Source organism: Paenibacillus ginsengarvi (assembly GCF_003626695.1).
Taxonomy (GTDB): Bacteria; Bacillota; Bacilli; order Paenibacillales; family NBRC-103111; genus Paenibacillus_AB; species Paenibacillus_AB ginsengarvi.
Map to the genome: position 1 here is coordinate 621,979 of NZ_RBAH01000001.1, position 17,732 is coordinate 639,710.

Consider the following 17,732-nt stretch of genomic DNA (forward strand, 5'->3'; position numbering starts at 1 on the left):
CCATCGTGCAGTGACCCGAAACCCAGCCTACCGCAAGTCCCCCGCGGCGCTCTCGATCGCTTGCCATACCGCTTCCTTCTCGATCCGCTGCAGCCGGTTGTAGCCGCTCTCCTCGGTTATCGGCTCAAACGCGCATACCGGCTTGTACGGACAGTAGGTGCAGGCGAGCTTCGCCCCCGAGCGGATCGGTTTTATGTCCACGTTGCCTCCGGCAATTTGCTCCCCTATGCGGGCGATCATCGTGCGCACATAACCGCTCAGCTTTTGCCACTGCTGCTCGGAGACGACGGACGAGTTTTGGTAAAAGCTCCCGTCCGCCTTCAAGGCGACCGGAATCAGCTCGGAATGGCCGCTGCGTTCGCGAAGCGAATGATCCATCAGCCGGACCGTTTCCGGATCGCCGAGCACGAGCCCTTTCATTTTGAACCGTTTCAAAGCTTCCGCTTCCGCGGCCTCCTCGCTCAGCGTATTTTTGCGCCGCAGCAGCGGATTATGGACGTGGAAGTACAGAACCCCCGCCGGCATCGCCGGAGTGCCGAGCCACTTCTCCGCATGCGTAATGACGACGTCCAGATATGTGAGCATTTGCAGAGACAAGCCGTAAAACACATCCGCGAGCCGCAGCGAGGTTTCGCTCGATTTGTAGTCGATAATGCGGAGCAATACGCCTTTGTCGCCGCTGGCCCTATCGACCCGGTCGATCCGGCCAACGATCTGCATCCGGCGGCCCTTACCGAGCTCGAATTCGAGAGGCGGCAGTGGCTGTCCCGGTCCGAAGCCGACCTCGAGCCCGACCGGCACGAACTCCCCGCGCCGGGCATGTACGCCGAGCACGACGGAGGCGCGGCTTACGATTTGTTTCAGCTTGCGGGCAATATAGCCGAACCGTTTGGAACTCAGCAAAATTTCGCCCTGAAGCCGCGGCACCAGCTCCTGGACCGCCTGCGAAGCCCGTTCGTCGCACTGCTCCGGGGTCAGCGCGCCCCAATGGATGCCCTCCCGCTGAAGCTCAAGTGCGATCTTGCTCAGCGCAGCGTGGAACAACTGGCCGATATCGGGTGCATCGAGCCGGTATACGTGGCGCTCGGCAAGCTTAAGTCCATGCGAGGCGAACTGCGAGAACGGACAGGAGACGAACCGTTCCATCCGCGACACGCTGGCCTTCAGCAGCTCTCCGTACAGCTCGCGGCTGATCGAATCCGGCAGCGGATCTTCGCGGTTCGTATACAGTAGCGAGCGCAGTATTCGCTGCACCTGGCCCCTCCATTCGGGACGGGAGACGAACCAGTTATAGATCTCCCACCAGACGTCGTCCGGCTTGACGCCTCTTATCCACTGACGCAGCTGAACCGCCAAATGGGATAACGCCTTCCCGGGGTGTACCGCATATTCGTAAGGATCGCCGCCGGCGGTTTCCGTCTCGCCGGACGGCGCATCGATCAGCAGCAGCCGCTCCTTTAGCGCCGGAAACATCGCTCTGAGCCGCTTGACGATTTCCGACGGAAGCAGCGACTTGCCTTCTTCGTCGGCCAGTGGATAGCTGATCCAGAGCGAATCGGAAGGGGTCGTGAGCGCCTTGTAGAGGAGGAACGATTCGTCCAGCAGCTTGCGCCGGCTGCCGTCCGCCAGCTCCAGTCCCGCATCCGTCATCCGCTCCCGTTCCGGCTCGGACAATACGCCGTCCTCCTGGGGCCTAGCCGGAATAACGCCGTCATTCGCGCCGAGCACGAATAAATGGCGAACCTCGCCGGAGCGGGTCCGGTCGATCGTACCGATCAGCACCTGGTCGAGCGACGGCGGCACGAGCCCAAGCGTGGCGCTTTCCAGACCGGTCTCGACGATTCCGGCAAAGCGGTCGACCGTCATCGTTTCGCCGCCGAGCATTTCGACGATCTGATCGAGCAGATCGATGACGCTGCCCCATACCTGCGAATGCTCGCGCGCTTTTTCCACTTCGCCTGCCTCAAGACAGCCGCGGCTCCATACCTCCAGCCTCGCCGCAGCTTGCGTAGATTCGAGATAACGAAACAGCGATTCCGCCATATCGCGGACGGTGCCGGCTTTGCGAAGATCGTCATCCAACTGCTTGAGCGGCCGCGCAACGAGCCGTCGCAACCCGTCCATTTCCGTATAAAACGACTCGTCCGGCGTCCCCGCCGCGCCTTCCTGCACATCGTCGAGCATCGAGCCGACCCGGTACGACCAACGCTTCGCTTCCGTAAAGCGGGAGCCGTGAATGCCGGCGGCCAGCACGTAATTTTCCAACCTGCACATCGCATCCCGCAAAGCAGCCGATTGCGCGGCGGTCTCGGCCAATTCCGGCGGCAGGAGCAGCTCCGTCTTGACGCAGCGGAAAATAGCGTCGGTCCGCCACCTGCCGGCGACGACTTCAAGCGAGGAGCGGATCAGCTCGACGACGGGATGGTGCAGCACGGATCGTCTCTGGTCAATGAAAAAGGGAATGCCGTAATCCGCAAACGTTACCGCCAGCACATCTCCGTACTGCTCGAGATTGCGCACCATAATCGCCATATCCCGCCAGCGGTAGCCTTCGTCCCGGACGAGTCTGACCAGTTCGCGGGCCGCCCCTTCGGCCTCCGCTCTCCGGCTGACCGCAGCAGCCAGCACCAGCTCGCGATCCGCCGCCTGTCGGCCGCGATACGCTCTCCCGCTTCTATATTCGAGCGCACTCTCCAAATGAGCGAGCTTCGGGCTGCGGCGAAAACGCTCCGGCGGATCGCACGCCAAAACTTCGGCCGACTGCTCGGCCGACAACTCCTCGGCCAGCCGCTTTAAGCGGACAAGCGTCTTCGCTGCCGGATAAAACAAGCCGAGCTCGTCGGGAGAATCGGACGAAGCATAATCGCGATCAACGCACAGGCTGATCGTCGTCTGTTCGCTATGACGCATCAGCTCGCCGATAAACCGCATCTCCTGGGGGTTGAAGCTGTAAAAACCGTCGATCCAAACTCGCGCTTCGCGTATGTAGGACGATTCCGCCAGCATGTCGGCGGCCTGCGTAAGCAAATGCTCAGAATCCAAGTAGTGCTCGGACAATATCTCCTCGAACCGCCTGTATATAAGCAGCAGATCGTGCAGCTTGTCCAGCGGCAAGTTCGATCCTTCCCCCGGCTCCTGCCGCTGCTCCGCCTGCCGGAAAAACAACTCCAGCTTGTCCGGCGTAATCAAGTGCCGCCGAAACTCGCCGTACATCCGGTTCAACTGGTCGATAAACCCGGCCTGGTCGGAGGAAGTCCGAAACTGCTTCAGCTCATCCCCATGCTGGTGCAGCAAATCGTACAGCAGCATCTTTTTGCCGTTGTCATCGATATGGACGCGCGCCGTTCCGCCGAGTTCCTGCATGATGCGGTAAGCGAGCCGCCGGAAGCTGAACACCTGGGCGCGGATCGACCCGCCAAGTCCCGGCGCGGACACAAGCGCGTGCTCGGCCTGAAACGTTGCCTGCTCGGGCACAAGCAGCACAAGCGGGGCTCCCTCCGGCTCCCCGCGCAGCTGTTGACCGATTTCACCCAAACAGCGCTCCGTCTTGCCTGTCCCCGACCTGCCGAGTATGTATCGAATCGCCATCATGGACCTCCTGTATGAAAACAAATGTTCTTATATTCCATTTTAGCATACTTCTGTTTGTTTGTCCGCGCGAACGCAGCAATTGGAGAACAATACCGAATCGGCTCGCGGCTTTCCTTGTGATATACTTTTGCATGACAAGGACAAACCCGAAAGGAGCATTCGTATGATACGATTCGAAGCCGCTCTCGTCCGGCCGGCCGGCTCCGGCACGTGGACATATGTGCCGATCCCGTTTTCAGTCGAGCAGACATTCGGCACTCGCGGCCAGTTCAAAGTCGCCGGTACCGTGAACGGCTGCCCGATCCGAGGTTCGCTTATGCCTCGAGGCGACGGTACGCATTACCTGGTTGTGAACAAAAATATCCGCGACAGCGCCGGCGTAACGGAAGGGGACATGGTCCAAGTGACTATTGGTCCGGATACGGAGGAGCGGACTATCGACGTTCCGGGCGATTTCCTTGCTCTGCTTCAAGCCGATGCGGAAGCGGACCAGGCATTTGCGAAGCTTTCTTATTCCCACCGTAAAGAATATGTGGATTGGATCGTTTCGGCCAAAAAAGAAGAAACCCGCGCCAATCGGATCGCCAAAGCAGTCGAAATGCTGAAGCTGGGCAAGCGGGCCAAATAACGAAAAAGAAAGGAAGCCGTCCAGTTCGGGCGGCTTCCTTGTTCATTTCTTCCAGCTTCGCTTCCGGTCTTACACCTGCTTGGCGACAGCTCCCGGAAGATCGTCTTCCTTCTCTTTTTTCTCGGCTCCGCCCGCCTGCTCCGGCATCCGGTTGGACGTCCGCAGCGGAATTTCCTTCAGGAACAGTACGAGCACAAGAGCTACGACGAGCAATGCCGCACCCGACAAGAAAACGGTCGTCAGAGATGTGCTAAGAGCGTCGCGCAGCACCTCGATCATTTTCGTCAAAATCGGCTGAACCGCTTCAGGCAGCGTGGTTTTCAGATGCTCCAGCTTCGGCTGGTCCAGCAGCATTTCCGGATTTTTGAAGGCGGCGAGCTGCTCGGCCACTTTCGGGTCCAGCTTGGAGAAGTCGAGTCCCCCTCCCGCTTCCGCGGTCGACGTCAAACTGCGTTTCAGGCTTGTCGCCATAATCGTTCCCATTACCGCAATCCCGATCGTTCCGCCCAAGTTGCGGAACAGCTGCGACGAAGCGGTCGCGACGCCAAGCTGTTCGGGTCTGACGGCATTTTGCACGGTAAGCGAAAAGATCGGCATGCCGAAGCCGAGGCCTAGACCGAAAACGATCATGGCGATGACGGCAAGCCAAATGCTGTTCATGAAAGCCATCAAAATCATGCCGGCGATCATAATCGGCATGCCGAGCAAAGCGTACCGCTTGTATTTGCCTGTCTTCGTAATCCAGCGGCCGGTGAAGGCGCTGATGACCACCATGCTGATCGACATCGGCATCGTCACATAACCGGAGTATGTCGGCGATACGCCCTCAACCCCTTGCACGAAAAACGGCAAATAAATCAAGGCGCCCATCATGCCCGCGTTCATCAAAAATCCGATCGAGTTCGACAACGTAACGATGCTGTTGCGGAACAGCGAAAGCGGTAATACCGGGCTTTTGACTTTCGTTTCAATAACGATAAAGATAAGCAGTGAGGCGATAGCTGAACCGAAGAGGCCAAGCACCTGAGCCGAGCCCCAGGCGTATTTCGTGCCGGCCCAAGAGAACCCGAGCAGCAGCGGTACGATCGTTAGCGTCAGGAACAGCGAGCCCCAGTAGTCGATCGATTCCGACTGTTTTTTATCCACACGCGGGAACAAGGCCATAATGAGAATAAAGGCGATTACGCCGACCGGCAAGAAGATCCAGAATACCCATTCCCAGTCCATGTGATCGACGATCCAGCCGCCAAGCGTAGGGCCGATAACGCTGGAGAAGCCGAATACGGCCATCATGACACCCGTCCATTTGCCTCTCTCGCGCGGCGAGAACAAGTCCCCTACCGCCGTAAAGGCCGAAGCCATAATAATACCGGCGCCGATCCCTTGAATGCCGCGATACGTTATCAATTGAAAGATATCTTTGGAAAGTCCGGTCAAAAAGGCGCCGATAATGAAAAATACGATACCGGCCAGTATAAACGGTTTCCGTCCGTAAATGTCGGACAACTTGCCGACAAGCACGGTAGAAATCGTCGATGTCAGCATGTAGATCGTGATGACCCAAGTGTAATAATCCATGCCGCCCAAAATCGCTATAATTCTCGGCATCGCCGTACTGACGATCGTTTGGTTGATAGCGGCGAAAAACATTGCGGCAATAATGGCGACCATGATCGTCATTTTGCGCTTATGTGATAAATGCTCCAATTTCGCTCTACTCCTTCTCGAACTGTTCGATATTATCCAGCATAAACATAAATAATCGCTTCAAATGGGCGACGTCGTCTTCGTGCATCCCTTTAAATACGAGAGACATCACTTCCTTCTGTTCCTCCAGCAGCAGCCCGATCATTTCCTTCCCTTGATCGGTAATGCTTAAATAAACTACCCTGCGGTCTTCTTCACTCCTCTGCCTCTGAATGAACTGTTTCGCGATCAGCTTGTCGGCAAGCCCCGTGATCGCGCCCGAGGTGACGCACAAAATATCGGCCAGCTCCGCCGCCTTTTGCGGCCCCTTCGTGTTTAAAATGTATAAAGTTCGGAATTGCGTCAGCGTAATAGAGTAGCTGTCGTTCATCCGACCATTCCATAGTTGGGACATTCGTTTGATCAGACTTTTGAACATATTCGTCAGTTCCAATAACTGACCGTTCATCTCCGGCACTTCGCATCCCCTTACTTTAGCGCTTAATAATTTAGCACTAAATGTTTTTTTAATAAAGCAATTGTTAGCTTATCGCAAGTAGCTTGTCGCAGTCAATACCCTTATGCCGATCGAATACAGGAAAATAAGCCCATTACCTGCAATGAGCTTACGAATAATGCGATTATTTTATCCATGCTCCCGATTGCGTATGTATGGAACCCGATTCCGTCAGAAAGCCCTTCCCCTCCGGTAAAAGCCTCTGGCGCGAATCGCCCGGTTCGCCGTCATACCTTACGCGGAAACGTGGTCGATTGCCTGACAACCAGCTCAGGCGTCAGGACGATCGCCGTCTTGCCCTTCTTTTCCCCCCGTACCTCCTGAATGATCAGATCCATCACGCGCCGTCCCATCTCGGCAATCGGCTGCGAAATCGTCGTCAGCGGCGGATCGACAATGCCGGCCAGCATCGTGTTGTCGAAGCCGATAATCGATACATCCCACGGAATCGTAAGCCGCAGCTCCTTCGCCGCCTGCACGGCCCCGATCGCCAGCAGATCGTTGCATGCGAACAGAGCCGTCGGCGCATCTTCCGAGATCAGCAGCTCCAGCGTTTGGCGCCTTCCTTCCTCGATGGAAGAGAAACTCTCGACGACAACCGGACCACCTTCCTCGATCCCCGCTTCTTCAAGAGCATGTATGAACCCTCGTACCCGATCGCTGCTGGAGGACAAGCTTAATTGTTCCGTCAGAACGGCTACATGGCGATGACCGAGCCCGAGCAGATGAGACGCCGCCCGGTATCCGCCCAAGTAATCGTCGACCCGGACGCTGTCGGCATCCATTCCTGGTATATGATCCCGTGTCACAAAAGCTACCGGGATATTCTGTGTATGCAGGCTTTGCAGCACGGCTTCGTTGCTGATGCCCGTCGAGATGATGATCCCGTCGACTTTTTTCTGCTTCAAAAACGTAATATAGTCCCCTTCCCGCCGCGGATTATTGTCCGTGCTGCACATGACGAGATTAAATCCGAGCTCGCGGCCGCGGTCTTCCACGCTTCGGGCGATTTCCGCATACAGCGGATTGGCCAGATCGGGGATCAGCAGGCCGATCGTAAACGTGCTTTTGCCTGTCAAGGCCGACGCCACGACGCTAGGCTGATAGTCCAGCTCCTGCATAATCTCGTGAACGCGTTCCCTCGTGTCGGTGCTGATGCGCCCCGTTCCGTTAATAACCTTCGATACGGTCGCAATCGATACACCGGCCGCTTTGGCAATGTCATAGATCGTAGTTTTCATTTCCTATCGCTCCCAGCCGATCGATTTGTCAGGTTTTTTAACTTCATTATAACATCCACAATACGAATTGAGGATATTTTTTTGTATATAACCTGACATGGGAATAAAAAATGCCGTCCGATCCACATTCGGATCGAACGGCACAACCAGGTCGCATACAATTCCAGCGTCAATCAAAGCGATACGTCCAGAACCGTTCCGTGCTGAAACGGCTTTTCATGCTCGGATCATCGGCCGCCAGAACGACGGACATATATTGGAACTGGGAACGGTGCGCTTGCAGCGACAACAGCTTCACGTCCAGAAACTCGCTTACATCGTTTACAACATCGGGCTGACCCAAGGCTTCCTCGCACCCTTTAGCAAAAGCGATGCAATTCACGACAGGCCTGTCAGCGGCCGGCAAACGCGCCACAGCGCCGATAACCGCAGCCCCGCAGGCGTCATGATCCGGATGAACGCTGTATCCGGGGTAAAACGTCATAATAAGAGACGGACGAACTTCCTCGATCAAATCCGTAATTCGTTTCATTAACTGTTCCCGATCCTCAAACTCGATCGTTTTATCATGGAACCCGCCGAGCCGCAAATCCTCGATGCCGATGCTGCGGCACGATTCCTCCAGCTCCTGCTTGCGGATGAGCGGCAAAGTGGAGCGGTTTGCGAACGGAGGAACCCCCATATTACGGCCCATCTCGCCCAGCGTTAGGCATAAATACGTAACCGGCGTTCCTTGCCGGATATGCTTCGCTATCGTTCCGGAGCTGCCCGTCTCGTCGTCGGGATGCGGAAGCACAACCAATACGTGTCGCTGACGATCCATCGCTATTCCCCTCTTTCACGAAGTATAGTAGTCGGTCTTGTCGTTAAAAAGGATGACGGCCCAGTTGGAGGCCGACGACGAGCTTGCCCTCCGAATCGTAGCCGGCCAGCACGAGACGGTCGCCGCCGTCGTTTTCGTAGTGGGTCAGTCCTTCGGAATATACCCATCCTTCGCCTGTCTTCAGTCCGACCCGGAACGGTCCGCTACCGGCGATAGAGCCCTGAACATACCGGACGGAACCGTTTTTCAAAAAAGTGGACGCGGTAAATTTGCTGCTGTCCCGGTGGGAAGCGTAGGCGCCCGTCGTCATTTCCATTTGCAGAAACAGCTGTTCATCAAGCATCGAGTCCAGCATCAACTGAACGTCCTGCGGGTCGATCGGCTTCATACGTTTACCTCCTTATGGCAAGAATCTGCCGTTCCGCGGTTTATCGGGAACGGACTTCGAATATGGCAAATTTCAAATAGTCCCCTTCGCTCGTACCGAGAAGCTGCGGATGGTCTTTGCCAGCGCCCCGGTATTCAATTTGCCTCAGCACTTTGCGCGCGTCGGACGCGGCCGAAAGTATCGTTTCCAGAAAAACATCCGGCCTTACATGGTACGAGCAGCTCGCGGTCACGAGATAGCCGCCTTCGTTCACCAGCTTCATCGCGTGCAGGTTAATGTCCTTGTAGCCCCGAAGCGCCCCGGGCACCGCTCCTTTAGTTTTGGCAAAAGCGGGCGGGTCGAGAATGACGACATCCCACGTCCGGCCTTCCGCTCCGACCGGCTTCGACGTATCGACCTTGCCCGCACCGGATCCTTGTCCCGCTTGGGCTCTGGCCCGCCGCTCTTCGAGCCCGCGAACCTGCGCGCGCAAGTAATCGAACGCGTCGGCGACGACAAACTCCACCCGGTCCGTAAAACCGTTCCGCTCCACATTCCGCCTGGCGGTATCGACGGCGTGCTCCGATATATCGAGGCACGTCACTTTTTTCGCGCCGCCGCTGCACGCATTCAGCGTAAAGCTCCCGGTATGCGAGAAACATTCGAGCACGGACGCACCGTCCCAATATGGAAACGTCACCTCTTTGCCGTTGGCATTGACCGGTACGGATCTGCCCGTGCTTTCGTCCGTCGCAAGCCGTATGCCGCTGCGAGCACCCCAGCCGGTCATCAGCTTGTGGATGGATGCCCGGTTTTCCCTCTGGTCCAAAAAGTATCCGGTCTTCTGTCCTTGCTCGATATCGACCTCGATGCGCAGCCCGTTCTCGACAATCTCCACGTAACGCGGACAATCGCCGTACAGAGGGCCCTTTATCTGCTCCAGCCCTTCCAGCTCGCGCACGGATACGTCGCTGCGTTCATAAATGCCGCGCGGCTGAAATAGCTCGGCAAGCGTTTCGACGATTAGCGGTTTACACCGCTCCATACCGAGGGACAACACCTGGATGACGAGCACATCGGCAAACCGGTCGACGACCAGCCCCGGCAAAAAATCCGCTTCGCCGTATACCAGACGATAACCCGTTGCTTCGCCGACAAAACGGCTGCGCAGCTGCGCGCACTGCTCGAACCGACTTGCGAAGAAGTCCCGGTCCATTTGCTCCAAAGGCGTATAGGAAACAACCCTTACCGCGATTTGCGACTTCGGATTGATATAACCCGTCGCCAAATATTGCCCCGTATGGCTCAGGACGGATACGAGATCTCCGGGCTCGTATTCCCCGTCCACGCTTGCGATTTCATTCGCGTAAATCCACGGCTGGCCTTGCTCGAGCCGCTTTTTCCGCTTTCGGTCCAGTATTACCGATGCCACTGCAATTTCCCCCAACTTCGTATTCGTAATGTCGCCTGCCGCCGCATCGCTTGCGACGCAGACGATTTGACTGGCTTGTCATGCTCGTCTGCCCGTCCACATAAACATATAGTAATAAACCGCCTCACAAAAGGATTAACTTAAAACGCAAAAAGGAGACCCGCATGACTACGCAAATCATCCTGCCGCTGCTCGTCGGACTCGGCATCTTTTTGACCGGCATGAAAATAATGGAGCTGGCGCTGCACGGGTGGGCCGGCTCTTATTTGACCGGACTCGTCGAAACGTTTACGCGCACGCCCGTCCGCGGCTTGTTCATCGGCACCGGCGTAACGGCCGTCCTGCAAAGCAGCAGCGCACTCACGGTCATAACGATCGGACTTGTGAACGCCGGCATTATGACCTTTCCAAAAACGCTCGGCATCATTCTCGGCTCCAATATCGGCACCTGCCTGACAACCGAGCTTATCGGCCTGAATATAAACAAGCTCGCCTTCCCGGCGCTGCTCGGTTCAGCCTCGATCTGGCTCGGGTCGGTCGCGCTTTCATCCTTCGTGCGCTCCCGCCGCCCGCAGCGCGCGCTCCACCACATCCGTTCGCTGTCGCTGGCGGTTAGCGGCTTCTCTTCCGTACTGCTCGGCGTCGAAGTGATGCAAACGATCGTTCCGCTGCTGCAAAGCCGCGGCCTGTTCGGCTGGTTCGTCGAGCACGCCCAGCGCAGCGTGTTGTGGGGGTTCGCTGCAGGAGCGATCCTGACGGCCGTTATTCACAGCAGCGCGGCCACCATCGCGATGACAATGGGCCTCGCCGCCGTCGATGCGATTCCGGTGGAGCTGGGCGTCGCGATCGTGCTCGGCGCAAACGTCGGTACTTGCGTAACCGCCTTGATGGCCGCCATCGGCGGAACGCGAAGCGGGCAATTCGTCGCCTGGGCGCATATCTCGCTCAACGTCGGCGGAGCGCTGCTGTTCCTGCCCTTGCTGCCGCTGCTGCATCAAGCTTCCGCGTTGTTCGCGTCCTCGCCCTCAGGGCAAATCGCCCACGCTCAAACGATCTTCAATGTCGTCAGCTCGCTTATCGCGCTGCCTTTCTGTTATTTGCCCGTGTTCGGCGGCGGTCCGACAGCGAAACGGCTTTAGTAGCCGGTAACGCCGCCCGCTCCGTTCATAATCGCGACGCCCGAGCTTGTGCCCAGCCGGGTTGCGCCCGCCTCGATCATCGCCAGCGCAGTGGCGAGGTCGCGCACGCCGCCGGATGCTTTCACCTGAATATCCGGCGAAACGGCCGCGCGCATCAGCTTTACGTCTTCTACCGTGGCGCCGCCCGGACCGAAGCCTGTCGACGTCTTGACGAAATGCGCACCCGCTTCTTCCGCCAGCCGGCAAGCGGTTCGCTTTTGCTCCTCGTTCAAAAGGCCGGTTTCGAGGATCACTTTGACGATCGCCTTCCCCCGCACCGCTTCCACAACGGCCCGGATATCGTCCCTTACGTAAGTCTCATCGCCGGCCAGCAGCCGCCCTACCGCGAGTACCATATCGATGTCGGTTGCGCCGAGCTCCGCCGCCCTAGCCGCCTCGTACGCTTTCACATCGCTGCATGAGGCTCCGAGCGGAAACCCGACAACGGCGCTAACGCGCACGCCGCTCCCCGCCAAATAGCGGACGCAGTCGGCCACATAGCCGCTGTTTACGCATACACTGTAAAAGCCGTACTGCCGGGCTTCGTCGCAAAGCTTCAGCACCGCCTCCGGCGTCGCTTCCGCCTTGAGCAGCGTATGGTCGATGTAAGACGGCAGGCGATTCAGATCGAATTTGTCCGGAGCAGCACTCATGTCAGTCCACCTCGATTTGGAGTAATGTCAAAGCTTTCCGCAGCACGGAATCGTTGTTCGCATAACCGGCCTGTTTTTGCTGCTTCCACGCTTCCTTCGGCTCGTACCAGGCGACGCCGCTAATTTCCTCGATTTGCGCCAGCAGTTCTCCGCCCGTCGCTTCGACCAGGAAATAATGCACTTCCTTATCTATAGTTCCGTGTTTCTCGTGTGTGTACTCGTATTCGACCCGCTCCAGCTCGGCGACGATTCGTCCCTCGATGCCGGTCTCCTCGGCAATTTCCCGCAGCGCCGTTTGCGGGATCGTTTCTCCCGCCTCCATCTTGCCCTTTGGCACTGTTTTTTTGCCGTAGCGGTCATGAATGAGCTGCACTTCCGTCACGCCGTCCCTAACGCGGTATACGACACCGCCGGCCGATATTTCCTTCATAAGCTCACCGCCTCGTTCTCTTTTTGAAATGCCTAAAGCCGCGGAATGCCGAAGAAGGATTCCGCATTCCGTAGTACACAACCGGAAAAGCGAAATCCTCCATGAGCATGTCCCGCGTCAGCCGCTAACCGCGCTTTTGTGCATAGCGGGCTCCTCGACGCCGATCAGTTCGCCCTTGCTTTCGTTCACGCCCGCCTCGGTCATCTTCACCCGGCACAGCTGTCCGACAAGCGATTCGGAGCCCGGGAACACGAGATTCACATAGTTATCGGAATAACCCATCAGCAGGCCGCTATCCGGCGCCCCCTTGTACGTACGCTCGGGAATCACTTCCAGCGTTTGGCCGACGAATTTGCGCGCATAGGCCAGCTGCATCCGCTCGGACAAATCGATCAGTTCGTGGACGCGTTCGTTTTTCACTTCTTCGTCCACTTGATCCTCCATCCGGGCAGCAGGCGTGCCGGTGCGCTTCGAATAAGGGAACACATGCATTTCCGCGAACTGCATCTGCTCCATAAATTGATAGCCGCGGCGGAACATCTCCTCCGTCTCGCCCGGGAAGCCGACGATCACGTCGGTCGTAATCGCAACGTCCGGCAGCGCGATATGGAGCTTCTCGATCTTCTTGCCGAACTCGGCCGTCGTATATTTGCGGCGCATCCGCGCCAGCACCGCATCGTCGCCCGCCTGAAGCGGCACGTGCAGATGACGGCACATTTTATCGGACGCGTTCAACACTTCGACCACTTTATCGGTAATTTGGCTTGCCTCGATGGAGCTGATCCGAATGCGTTTCAGCCCGTCCACCTTGTCCAAATCCCACAGCAGCTCGGCCAGGCCGTAGCCTTGCAAGTCTTCGCCGTATCCGCCGGTATGAATTCCGGTCAGCACGATTTCCTTGTAACCGGCATCGACGAGCATATGCGCCTGTCTCAGCACGCTTTCCGCCGAACGGCTGCGCATGAGCCCGCGGGACCAGGGAATGATGCAGAACGTGCAGAAGTTGTTGCAGCCTTCCTGGATTTTCAGAAAGGCCCGCGTCCGGTCAGCAAAATCCGGAACGTCCAGCTCCTCGAATTCACGCGTCTTCATAATGTTGCGCACAGCATTGATCGGCTGGCGCTTCTCGCGATATTCGTTCACAAGCGGAATGATTTGATCGCGGCTTTGCGTGCCGATGACGAGATCGACGCCCGGGATCGCCATAATTTCCGCAGGCGAAGTTTGCGCGTAGCAGCCCGTTACGGCCACGATCGCATCCGGATTGCGGCGAATGGCGCGGCGTATAATTTGCCGGCTTTTTTTGTCGCCCGTATTCGTAACGGTGCATGTATTGATGACATATACATCGGCCGTTTGCTCGAAATCAACCTGCTCGTAGCCTTCGTGTTTGAAGAGCTGCCAAATCGCTTCCGTATCGTAAAAATTCACTTTGCAGCCAAGCGTATGAAACGCAACTGTAGACATCGTCCTGTCAACCTCCCATCTCTCCTGCTTCATATAACAAACACGAAAGAGCGACCAGACCGGCCGTTTCCGTGCGTAAAATTCTAGCTCCGAGCCTGACCGGCACGCAGCCGGCTTCTTCCGCTTCCTGCGCTTCCTTCTCGGAAAACCCGCCTTCGGGTCCGATGACGAGCAGCACGTCCATTCCGGCCGCCCCTCCGCGCGCCGCCAGAGCGCCGCTTATCGCCGTCTTCAGCATGGAGCCTTCTTCCTTCTCGTAACAAAAGAACGCCGCATCCGCCTCCTTGGCCGACTGCAGCAGCTGCTTCCACGATACGGACGCTTCCACCTGCGGGATACGGCCGCGATGCGCCTGCTCGGCCGCCTCTTTGGCGATTTTCTGCCAGCGCTCAAGCCGCTTCGCCTCTTTTTTCGCGTCGTATGAAACGACTGTGCGCTCGGACACGAACGGAAGGAAGCGGATCGCTCCGATCTCGGTCCCTTTCTGAATGACGATCTCCATCTTGTCGCCTTTCGGCAAGCTTTGGGCGATCGTGACCTGAATCGCAGGCTCCGCCGACAACGGGAGCAGTTCGGACACTTGCGCGACGATCCGATTTTTGCCGATCTCGGTTATCGTTCCTCGCGCTTCCCTGCTGACGCCGTCGCAAATGACGATCACGTCCCCGGCGCGGGCTCGCATCACGTTCGCTATATGATGGGCGTCGTCGCCCATTAGGATCGCTTCCGTCTCCGTCAATTGCTCGGGAGACACAAAATATTTTTGCATGTTACCCCTTCTTGCCTCGCATAAATTGAACCACCATTCATCATACACCGTTTTTCGCCGAATAGCTACCCCCGGCTCCTCGCCCATTCCCGGCGGTTTATATGAAGTTGGCGACAAACTTGCTCAGTTCGTAGATGATGTCTCCTCCAAGATTAAACAGCGGCTGGATCGTATATCGCGATAAAACCGGGATAAACACGATGAGCAAAAAGACGAATATCCCCCACTGTTCGTATTGCGCCATCTTGATCCGTACTCTTGTCGGCGCCAAATCCTCGATAATCCGGTAGCCGTCGAGCGGCGGGAGCGGAATCAGGTTGAAAATAAACAACACGATATTCAGTTCGACCAGCCGGCGCAAAAATAGCTCGATCGCCGCCAGCACGCCGTCCGATGCCCCGTTGAAAAAACCGGCAGCGTATATATGAAATAAAACAACTCCGATAAAGGCCATAACGAAATTGCTCAGCGGACCGACAGCCGATACGACGATGCCCATCAGCCGCGGATTTTTGAAATTCCCCCGATTTACGGGCACGGGCTTCGCCCAGCCGAAACCGGCGATCAGGATGAGAAGCGTACCCAGAACGTCCAGATGCACCCGCGGGTTCAGCGTCACGCGGCCGAGCTGCTTGGCGGTAGGATCGCCGAACTTGTATGCCGCGTACGCATGGGCAAACTCATGCACCGTAAAGGCAATGACGAGAACGATAAGTATAAATGGCAGTTCCTCCAGCGGATACCGCAGAAAACTGTTTATTCCCTCCACCGATTCCCCTCCTTATCGTTTTTTCGCGACGATCGCGACCCAGTCCTGATCCCGCTCGATTCGTTCGATCTCAAAGCCGGCGCGCCGAAGACCTTCTTGCACATCCGCTTCCTTCGTCTTATAAATGCCCGATGTAATATAGGTTCCACCGGATTCCAGCACCTCGTATACGTCATCCGTGAAAAGCAATATAACCTCAGCCAAAATGTTCGCTACGACGAGCTTGACCGGTACGTTTACGCCCACATCGGCAGAAGCTCCGGCGCTGCGAAGCACGCCCAGCAGATCGCTCTCCATAACCGTGACGCTGCCTTCGACGCCGTTCAGACGAACGTTCTCGTTCGCGCTCGTGACGGCAACCGGATCGAGATCAAGCGCGAGCACGCGGCTGGCCCCAAGCCTCGCGGCGGCAATCGCCAGCACACCCGAGCCCGTACCGACGTCGATCAGCTCGATTCCCGGCGCGACCTCCTGCTCCAGCGTACGCAAGCATAACGAGGTGGTCGGATGGGTGCCCGTTCCAAACGCCATGCCCGGGTCCAGCTCGAGTATGATCTCGTCCGGGCTTTCCGGCTCGTATGTCTCCCAGGTCGGCTTGATCGTCAATCGGTTGGAGATGCGCATCGGTTTGTAATACTGCTTCCACGAATGCGCCCAATCTTCTTCGTCGACGACGCGCGACTTGATCTCGGCTTTGCCGACGTCATAACCCAGCTCGTCCCGTACAAACGCTACATGCTCCTCCAATTGGCGAATCAGCTCCGCCGTATTGTCCGGGTCGGCGAAATAAGCCTGCACGACGGCCTCGCCCTCCGGTATATCGTTCAGCGGCGTATCGTACAGCTGTCCAAGCGACGTATCGCGCTCTTTATTCAAAGTCCCGGACTCCTCGATTGTCACGCCGCCGGCGCCCATCTCGTGGAACGCGGTTGCGACCAGCTCGGCGACCTCCTCGCGGGTATGTATCGATATTTCATGCCAAAGCATTTTTTTGTCCCCCTACCGTCATATGTGCAGCTTGTCTGTATCGCTAACAATTCCGTTCCATTGTACACTATTCCGGAGTCTCTAGTAAAACGGCCACGCCGCCCGTAAGCGTCCGGATCGGATGTCCCGGCACAAAAAGGGGATGATCGAGCCCCGACTGTTTGGTACAATGATACAATCCTCACTGCAACCAAAGGAGATGTTCGAATGAGCCGCAACCAGCGTTTATTGACGGACCGGGATTTTACGGAGGCGATGGAACGGGAATCCGCCATCCGAGTGTTCAAGGACGATCTGATGATCGATTCCGGGGGCATTGTAATCCGGTTCGATAACGACACCGTCGTCATCCAATCCGGCGTAAGCGAGCTTGCCTATCACGAGAGAAGCTCGTGCGAATTTTTCGAGATGAGGAAGGCTTGAGACGGAGCAGAAACCGCACAACACTTGGCTAATCGTTTTTTCCCTTACCAACAAGAAAAAGGGGCTTCTCGAATCTAAACTGGTCCCTTAGTCAAGGACACATAGAAAAAAAGAGTTAGGCCGGACTTAAGAGATGATTCCTGTATTGTACAGGAGTCATCTTTTTTAACCCCCATTGGTATCTGTGATTGTTGTAATAGTGAATGTAGCGGTTAATCTCCTGTTGCAATTCCGCCAACGTTGTAAAGTTCCTACTCTTCACGTGATCCTTTAAATGCCCAAAGAAGGATTCCTGAGGCGCGTTATCCCAGCAATTACCACGCCGTGACATGGATTGTCCGAGGCCTACCTTTCGCAATAATTTCTGGTACATTGGACTTGTGTAGTGGCTTCCTTGATCGGAGTGAATAAACGCATCCTTTTGGAGTTTCAGACGTCGTTGTCTCTTTAGTAATTTAATGGTATCTGTAGCCAGGCTCAATTGGAGGGTGGTAGAAAAGTTATGAGCTAACAGCTCACCCGAGGCCGCATCCAGAATGGTGGACAAATAGGCCGTCTGCGATTTGCCATACGGAAGGTAGGTGATATCGGTAAGCATGGCGAGTCCCGGTATGCCCTTCTTGAAATCCCTCTGCAGTTGGTTTGGGACTATACGGTGTTCCAAAGTAGCTTTTGCCATTCGTCGATACGGGTTTGGTCGGCGGTGTGGACATACGAGGTTCAACTTCTTCATGAGTCTTTTGATTCGTTTGAGATTGAACACGGTGGCAT

At 56.6% G+C, this 17,732-nt stretch carries 17 protein-coding genes; 3 read left to right on the top strand and 14 right to left on the bottom strand.

Annotation, left to right across the window (positions count from 1 at the left end):
• Window positions 1–27 precede the first annotated feature (27 nt).
• Window positions 28–3,591, bottom strand: coding sequence for a helicase-exonuclease AddAB subunit AddB (gene addB, locus D7M11_RS03200; RefSeq protein ID WP_240040928.1), 3,564 nt, complete (start codon window positions 3,589–3,591; stop codon window positions 28–30).
• A gap of 163 nt (window positions 3,592–3,754) precedes the next feature.
• Here addB and D7M11_RS03205 point away from each other — a divergent pair, with 163 nt between their 5' ends.
• Window positions 3,755–4,219: a YdeI/OmpD-associated family protein gene (locus D7M11_RS03205; RefSeq protein WP_120745681.1), complete on the top strand. Its 465-nt coding sequence runs from the start codon at window positions 3,755–3,757 to the stop codon at window positions 4,217–4,219.
• 69 nt (window positions 4,220–4,288) lie between these two features.
• On the opposite strand, the gene D7M11_RS03210 is transcribed toward D7M11_RS03205, so the two are convergent.
• The 6 genes from D7M11_RS03210 to D7M11_RS03235 all read right to left on the bottom strand — a co-directional run bounded on the left by D7M11_RS03210 (window position 4,289) and on the right by D7M11_RS03235 (window position 10,285).
• The gene (locus D7M11_RS03210; protein WP_120745682.1) at window positions 4,289–5,926 is read right to left on the bottom strand and encodes an MDR family MFS transporter; all 1,638 of its coding nucleotides are present in this window, start codon (window positions 5,924–5,926) and stop codon (window positions 4,289–4,291) included.
• A gap of 7 nt (window positions 5,927–5,933) precedes the next feature.
• Entirely contained in the window at window positions 5,934–6,374 is a 441-nt protein-coding gene (locus D7M11_RS03215) for a MarR family winged helix-turn-helix transcriptional regulator (protein ID WP_120745740.1), read from the bottom strand.
• Between the two features lie 275 nt (window positions 6,375–6,649).
• Window positions 6,650–7,663 (bottom strand): LacI family DNA-binding transcriptional regulator, encoded by a 1,014-nt coding sequence (locus D7M11_RS03220; RefSeq protein WP_120745683.1) that lies wholly within the window; start codon window positions 7,661–7,663, stop codon window positions 6,650–6,652.
• Between the two features lie 169 nt (window positions 7,664–7,832).
• A complete protein-coding gene (bshB2, locus tag D7M11_RS03225; RefSeq protein ID WP_120745684.1) occupies window positions 7,833–8,486 on the bottom strand; it encodes a bacillithiol biosynthesis deacetylase BshB2 in 654 nt (217 codons plus the stop codon).
• Between the two features lie 43 nt (window positions 8,487–8,529).
• Window positions 8,530–8,874, bottom strand: coding sequence for a YojF family protein (locus tag D7M11_RS03230; protein WP_120745685.1), 345 nt, complete (start codon window positions 8,872–8,874; stop codon window positions 8,530–8,532).
• A 40-nt stretch (window positions 8,875–8,914) separates the two neighbouring features.
• Window positions 8,915–10,285: a class I SAM-dependent rRNA methyltransferase gene (locus D7M11_RS03235; protein WP_120745686.1), complete on the bottom strand. Its 1,371-nt coding sequence runs from the start codon at window positions 10,283–10,285 to the stop codon at window positions 8,915–8,917.
• A 164-nt stretch (window positions 10,286–10,449) separates the two neighbouring features.
• Between D7M11_RS03235 and D7M11_RS03240 the strand changes: the two genes are divergently transcribed.
• A complete protein-coding gene (locus tag D7M11_RS03240) occupies window positions 10,450–11,424 on the top strand; it encodes a Na/Pi cotransporter family protein (protein ID WP_120745687.1) in 975 nt (324 codons plus the stop codon).
• Here the strand turns inward: D7M11_RS03240 and deoC are convergent.
• The 6 genes from deoC to prmA form a co-directional block, all read right to left on the bottom strand.
• Complete coding sequence (gene deoC, locus D7M11_RS03245) at window positions 11,421–12,116, bottom strand: deoxyribose-phosphate aldolase (protein ID WP_120745688.1); 696 nt, start codon at window positions 12,114–12,116, stop codon at window positions 11,421–11,423. The two genes, D7M11_RS03240 and deoC, sit on opposite strands and share 4 nt — an antisense overlap.
• A 1-nt stretch (window position 12,117) precedes the next feature.
• The gene (locus D7M11_RS03250) at window positions 12,118–12,546 is read right to left on the bottom strand and encodes an NUDIX hydrolase (RefSeq protein ID WP_120745689.1); all 429 of its coding nucleotides are present in this window, start codon (window positions 12,544–12,546) and stop codon (window positions 12,118–12,120) included.
• A gap of 117 nt (window positions 12,547–12,663) precedes the next feature.
• The gene (mtaB, locus tag D7M11_RS03255; protein WP_120745690.1) at window positions 12,664–14,013 is read right to left on the bottom strand and encodes a tRNA (N(6)-L-threonylcarbamoyladenosine(37)-C(2))-methylthiotransferase MtaB; all 1,350 of its coding nucleotides are present in this window, start codon (window positions 14,011–14,013) and stop codon (window positions 12,664–12,666) included.
• A 7-nt stretch (window positions 14,014–14,020) separates the two neighbouring features.
• The gene (locus tag D7M11_RS03260; RefSeq protein ID WP_120745691.1) at window positions 14,021–14,782 is read right to left on the bottom strand and encodes a 16S rRNA (uracil(1498)-N(3))-methyltransferase; all 762 of its coding nucleotides are present in this window, start codon (window positions 14,780–14,782) and stop codon (window positions 14,021–14,023) included.
• A gap of 97 nt (window positions 14,783–14,879) precedes the next feature.
• On the bottom strand, window positions 14,880–15,551 hold the full coding sequence (locus D7M11_RS03265) for a site-2 protease family protein (RefSeq protein ID WP_120745692.1): 672 nt from the start codon (window positions 15,549–15,551) through the stop codon (window positions 14,880–14,882).
• A gap of 12 nt (window positions 15,552–15,563) precedes the next feature.
• The gene (prmA, locus tag D7M11_RS03270; protein ID WP_120745693.1) at window positions 15,564–16,538 is read right to left on the bottom strand and encodes a 50S ribosomal protein L11 methyltransferase; all 975 of its coding nucleotides are present in this window, start codon (window positions 16,536–16,538) and stop codon (window positions 15,564–15,566) included.
• A gap of 207 nt (window positions 16,539–16,745) precedes the next feature.
• On the opposite strand from prmA, the gene D7M11_RS03275 reads away from it, so the two are divergent.
• Entirely contained in the window at window positions 16,746–16,961 is a 216-nt protein-coding gene (locus D7M11_RS03275; RefSeq protein WP_120745694.1) for a hypothetical protein, read from the top strand.
• Window positions 16,962–17,076: 115 nt separating this feature from the next.
• On the opposite strand, the gene D7M11_RS03280 is transcribed toward D7M11_RS03275, so the two are convergent.
• Window positions 17,077–17,732, bottom strand: a 656-nt coding sequence (locus D7M11_RS03280; protein WP_120745741.1) for an IS3 family transposase, incomplete at its 5' end; no start/stop codon positions are given.

Coding starts and splice junctions, on each gene's coding strand:
- addB (WP_240040928.1), bottom strand. CDS start 3,591: ATGATGGCGATTCGATACATACTCGGCAGGTCGGGGACAGGCAAGACG.
- D7M11_RS03205 (WP_120745681.1), top strand. CDS start 3,755: ATGATACGATTCGAAGCCGCTCTCGTCCGGCCGGCCGGCTCCGGCACG.
- D7M11_RS03215 (WP_120745740.1), bottom strand. CDS start 6,374: ATGAACGGTCAGTTATTGGAACTGACGAATATGTTCAAAAGTCTGATC.
- D7M11_RS03220 (WP_120745683.1), bottom strand. CDS start 7,663: ATGAAAACTACGATCTATGACATTGCCAAAGCGGCCGGTGTATCGATT.
- bshB2 (WP_120745684.1), bottom strand. CDS start 8,486: ATGGATCGTCAGCGACACGTATTGGTTGTGCTTCCGCATCCCGACGAC.
- D7M11_RS03230 (WP_120745685.1), bottom strand. CDS start 8,874: ATGAAGCCGATCGACCCGCAGGACGTTCAGTTGATGCTGGACTCGATG.
- D7M11_RS03240 (WP_120745687.1), top strand. CDS start 10,450: ATGACTACGCAAATCATCCTGCCGCTGCTCGTCGGACTCGGCATCTTT.
- deoC (WP_120745688.1), bottom strand. CDS start 12,116: ATGAGTGCTGCTCCGGACAAATTCGATCTGAATCGCCTGCCGTCTTAC.
- D7M11_RS03250 (WP_120745689.1), bottom strand. CDS start 12,546: ATGAAGGAAATATCGGCCGGCGGTGTCGTATACCGCGTTAGGGACGGC.
- mtaB (WP_120745690.1), bottom strand. CDS start 14,013: ATGTCTACAGTTGCGTTTCATACGCTTGGCTGCAAAGTGAATTTTTAC.
- D7M11_RS03260 (WP_120745691.1), bottom strand. CDS start 14,782: ATGCAAAAATATTTTGTGTCTCCCGAGCAATTGACGGAGACGGAAGCG.
- prmA (WP_120745693.1), bottom strand. CDS start 16,538: ATGCTTTGGCATGAAATATCGATACATACCCGCGAGGAGGTCGCCGAG.
- D7M11_RS03275 (WP_120745694.1), top strand. CDS start 16,746: ATGAGCCGCAACCAGCGTTTATTGACGGACCGGGATTTTACGGAGGCG.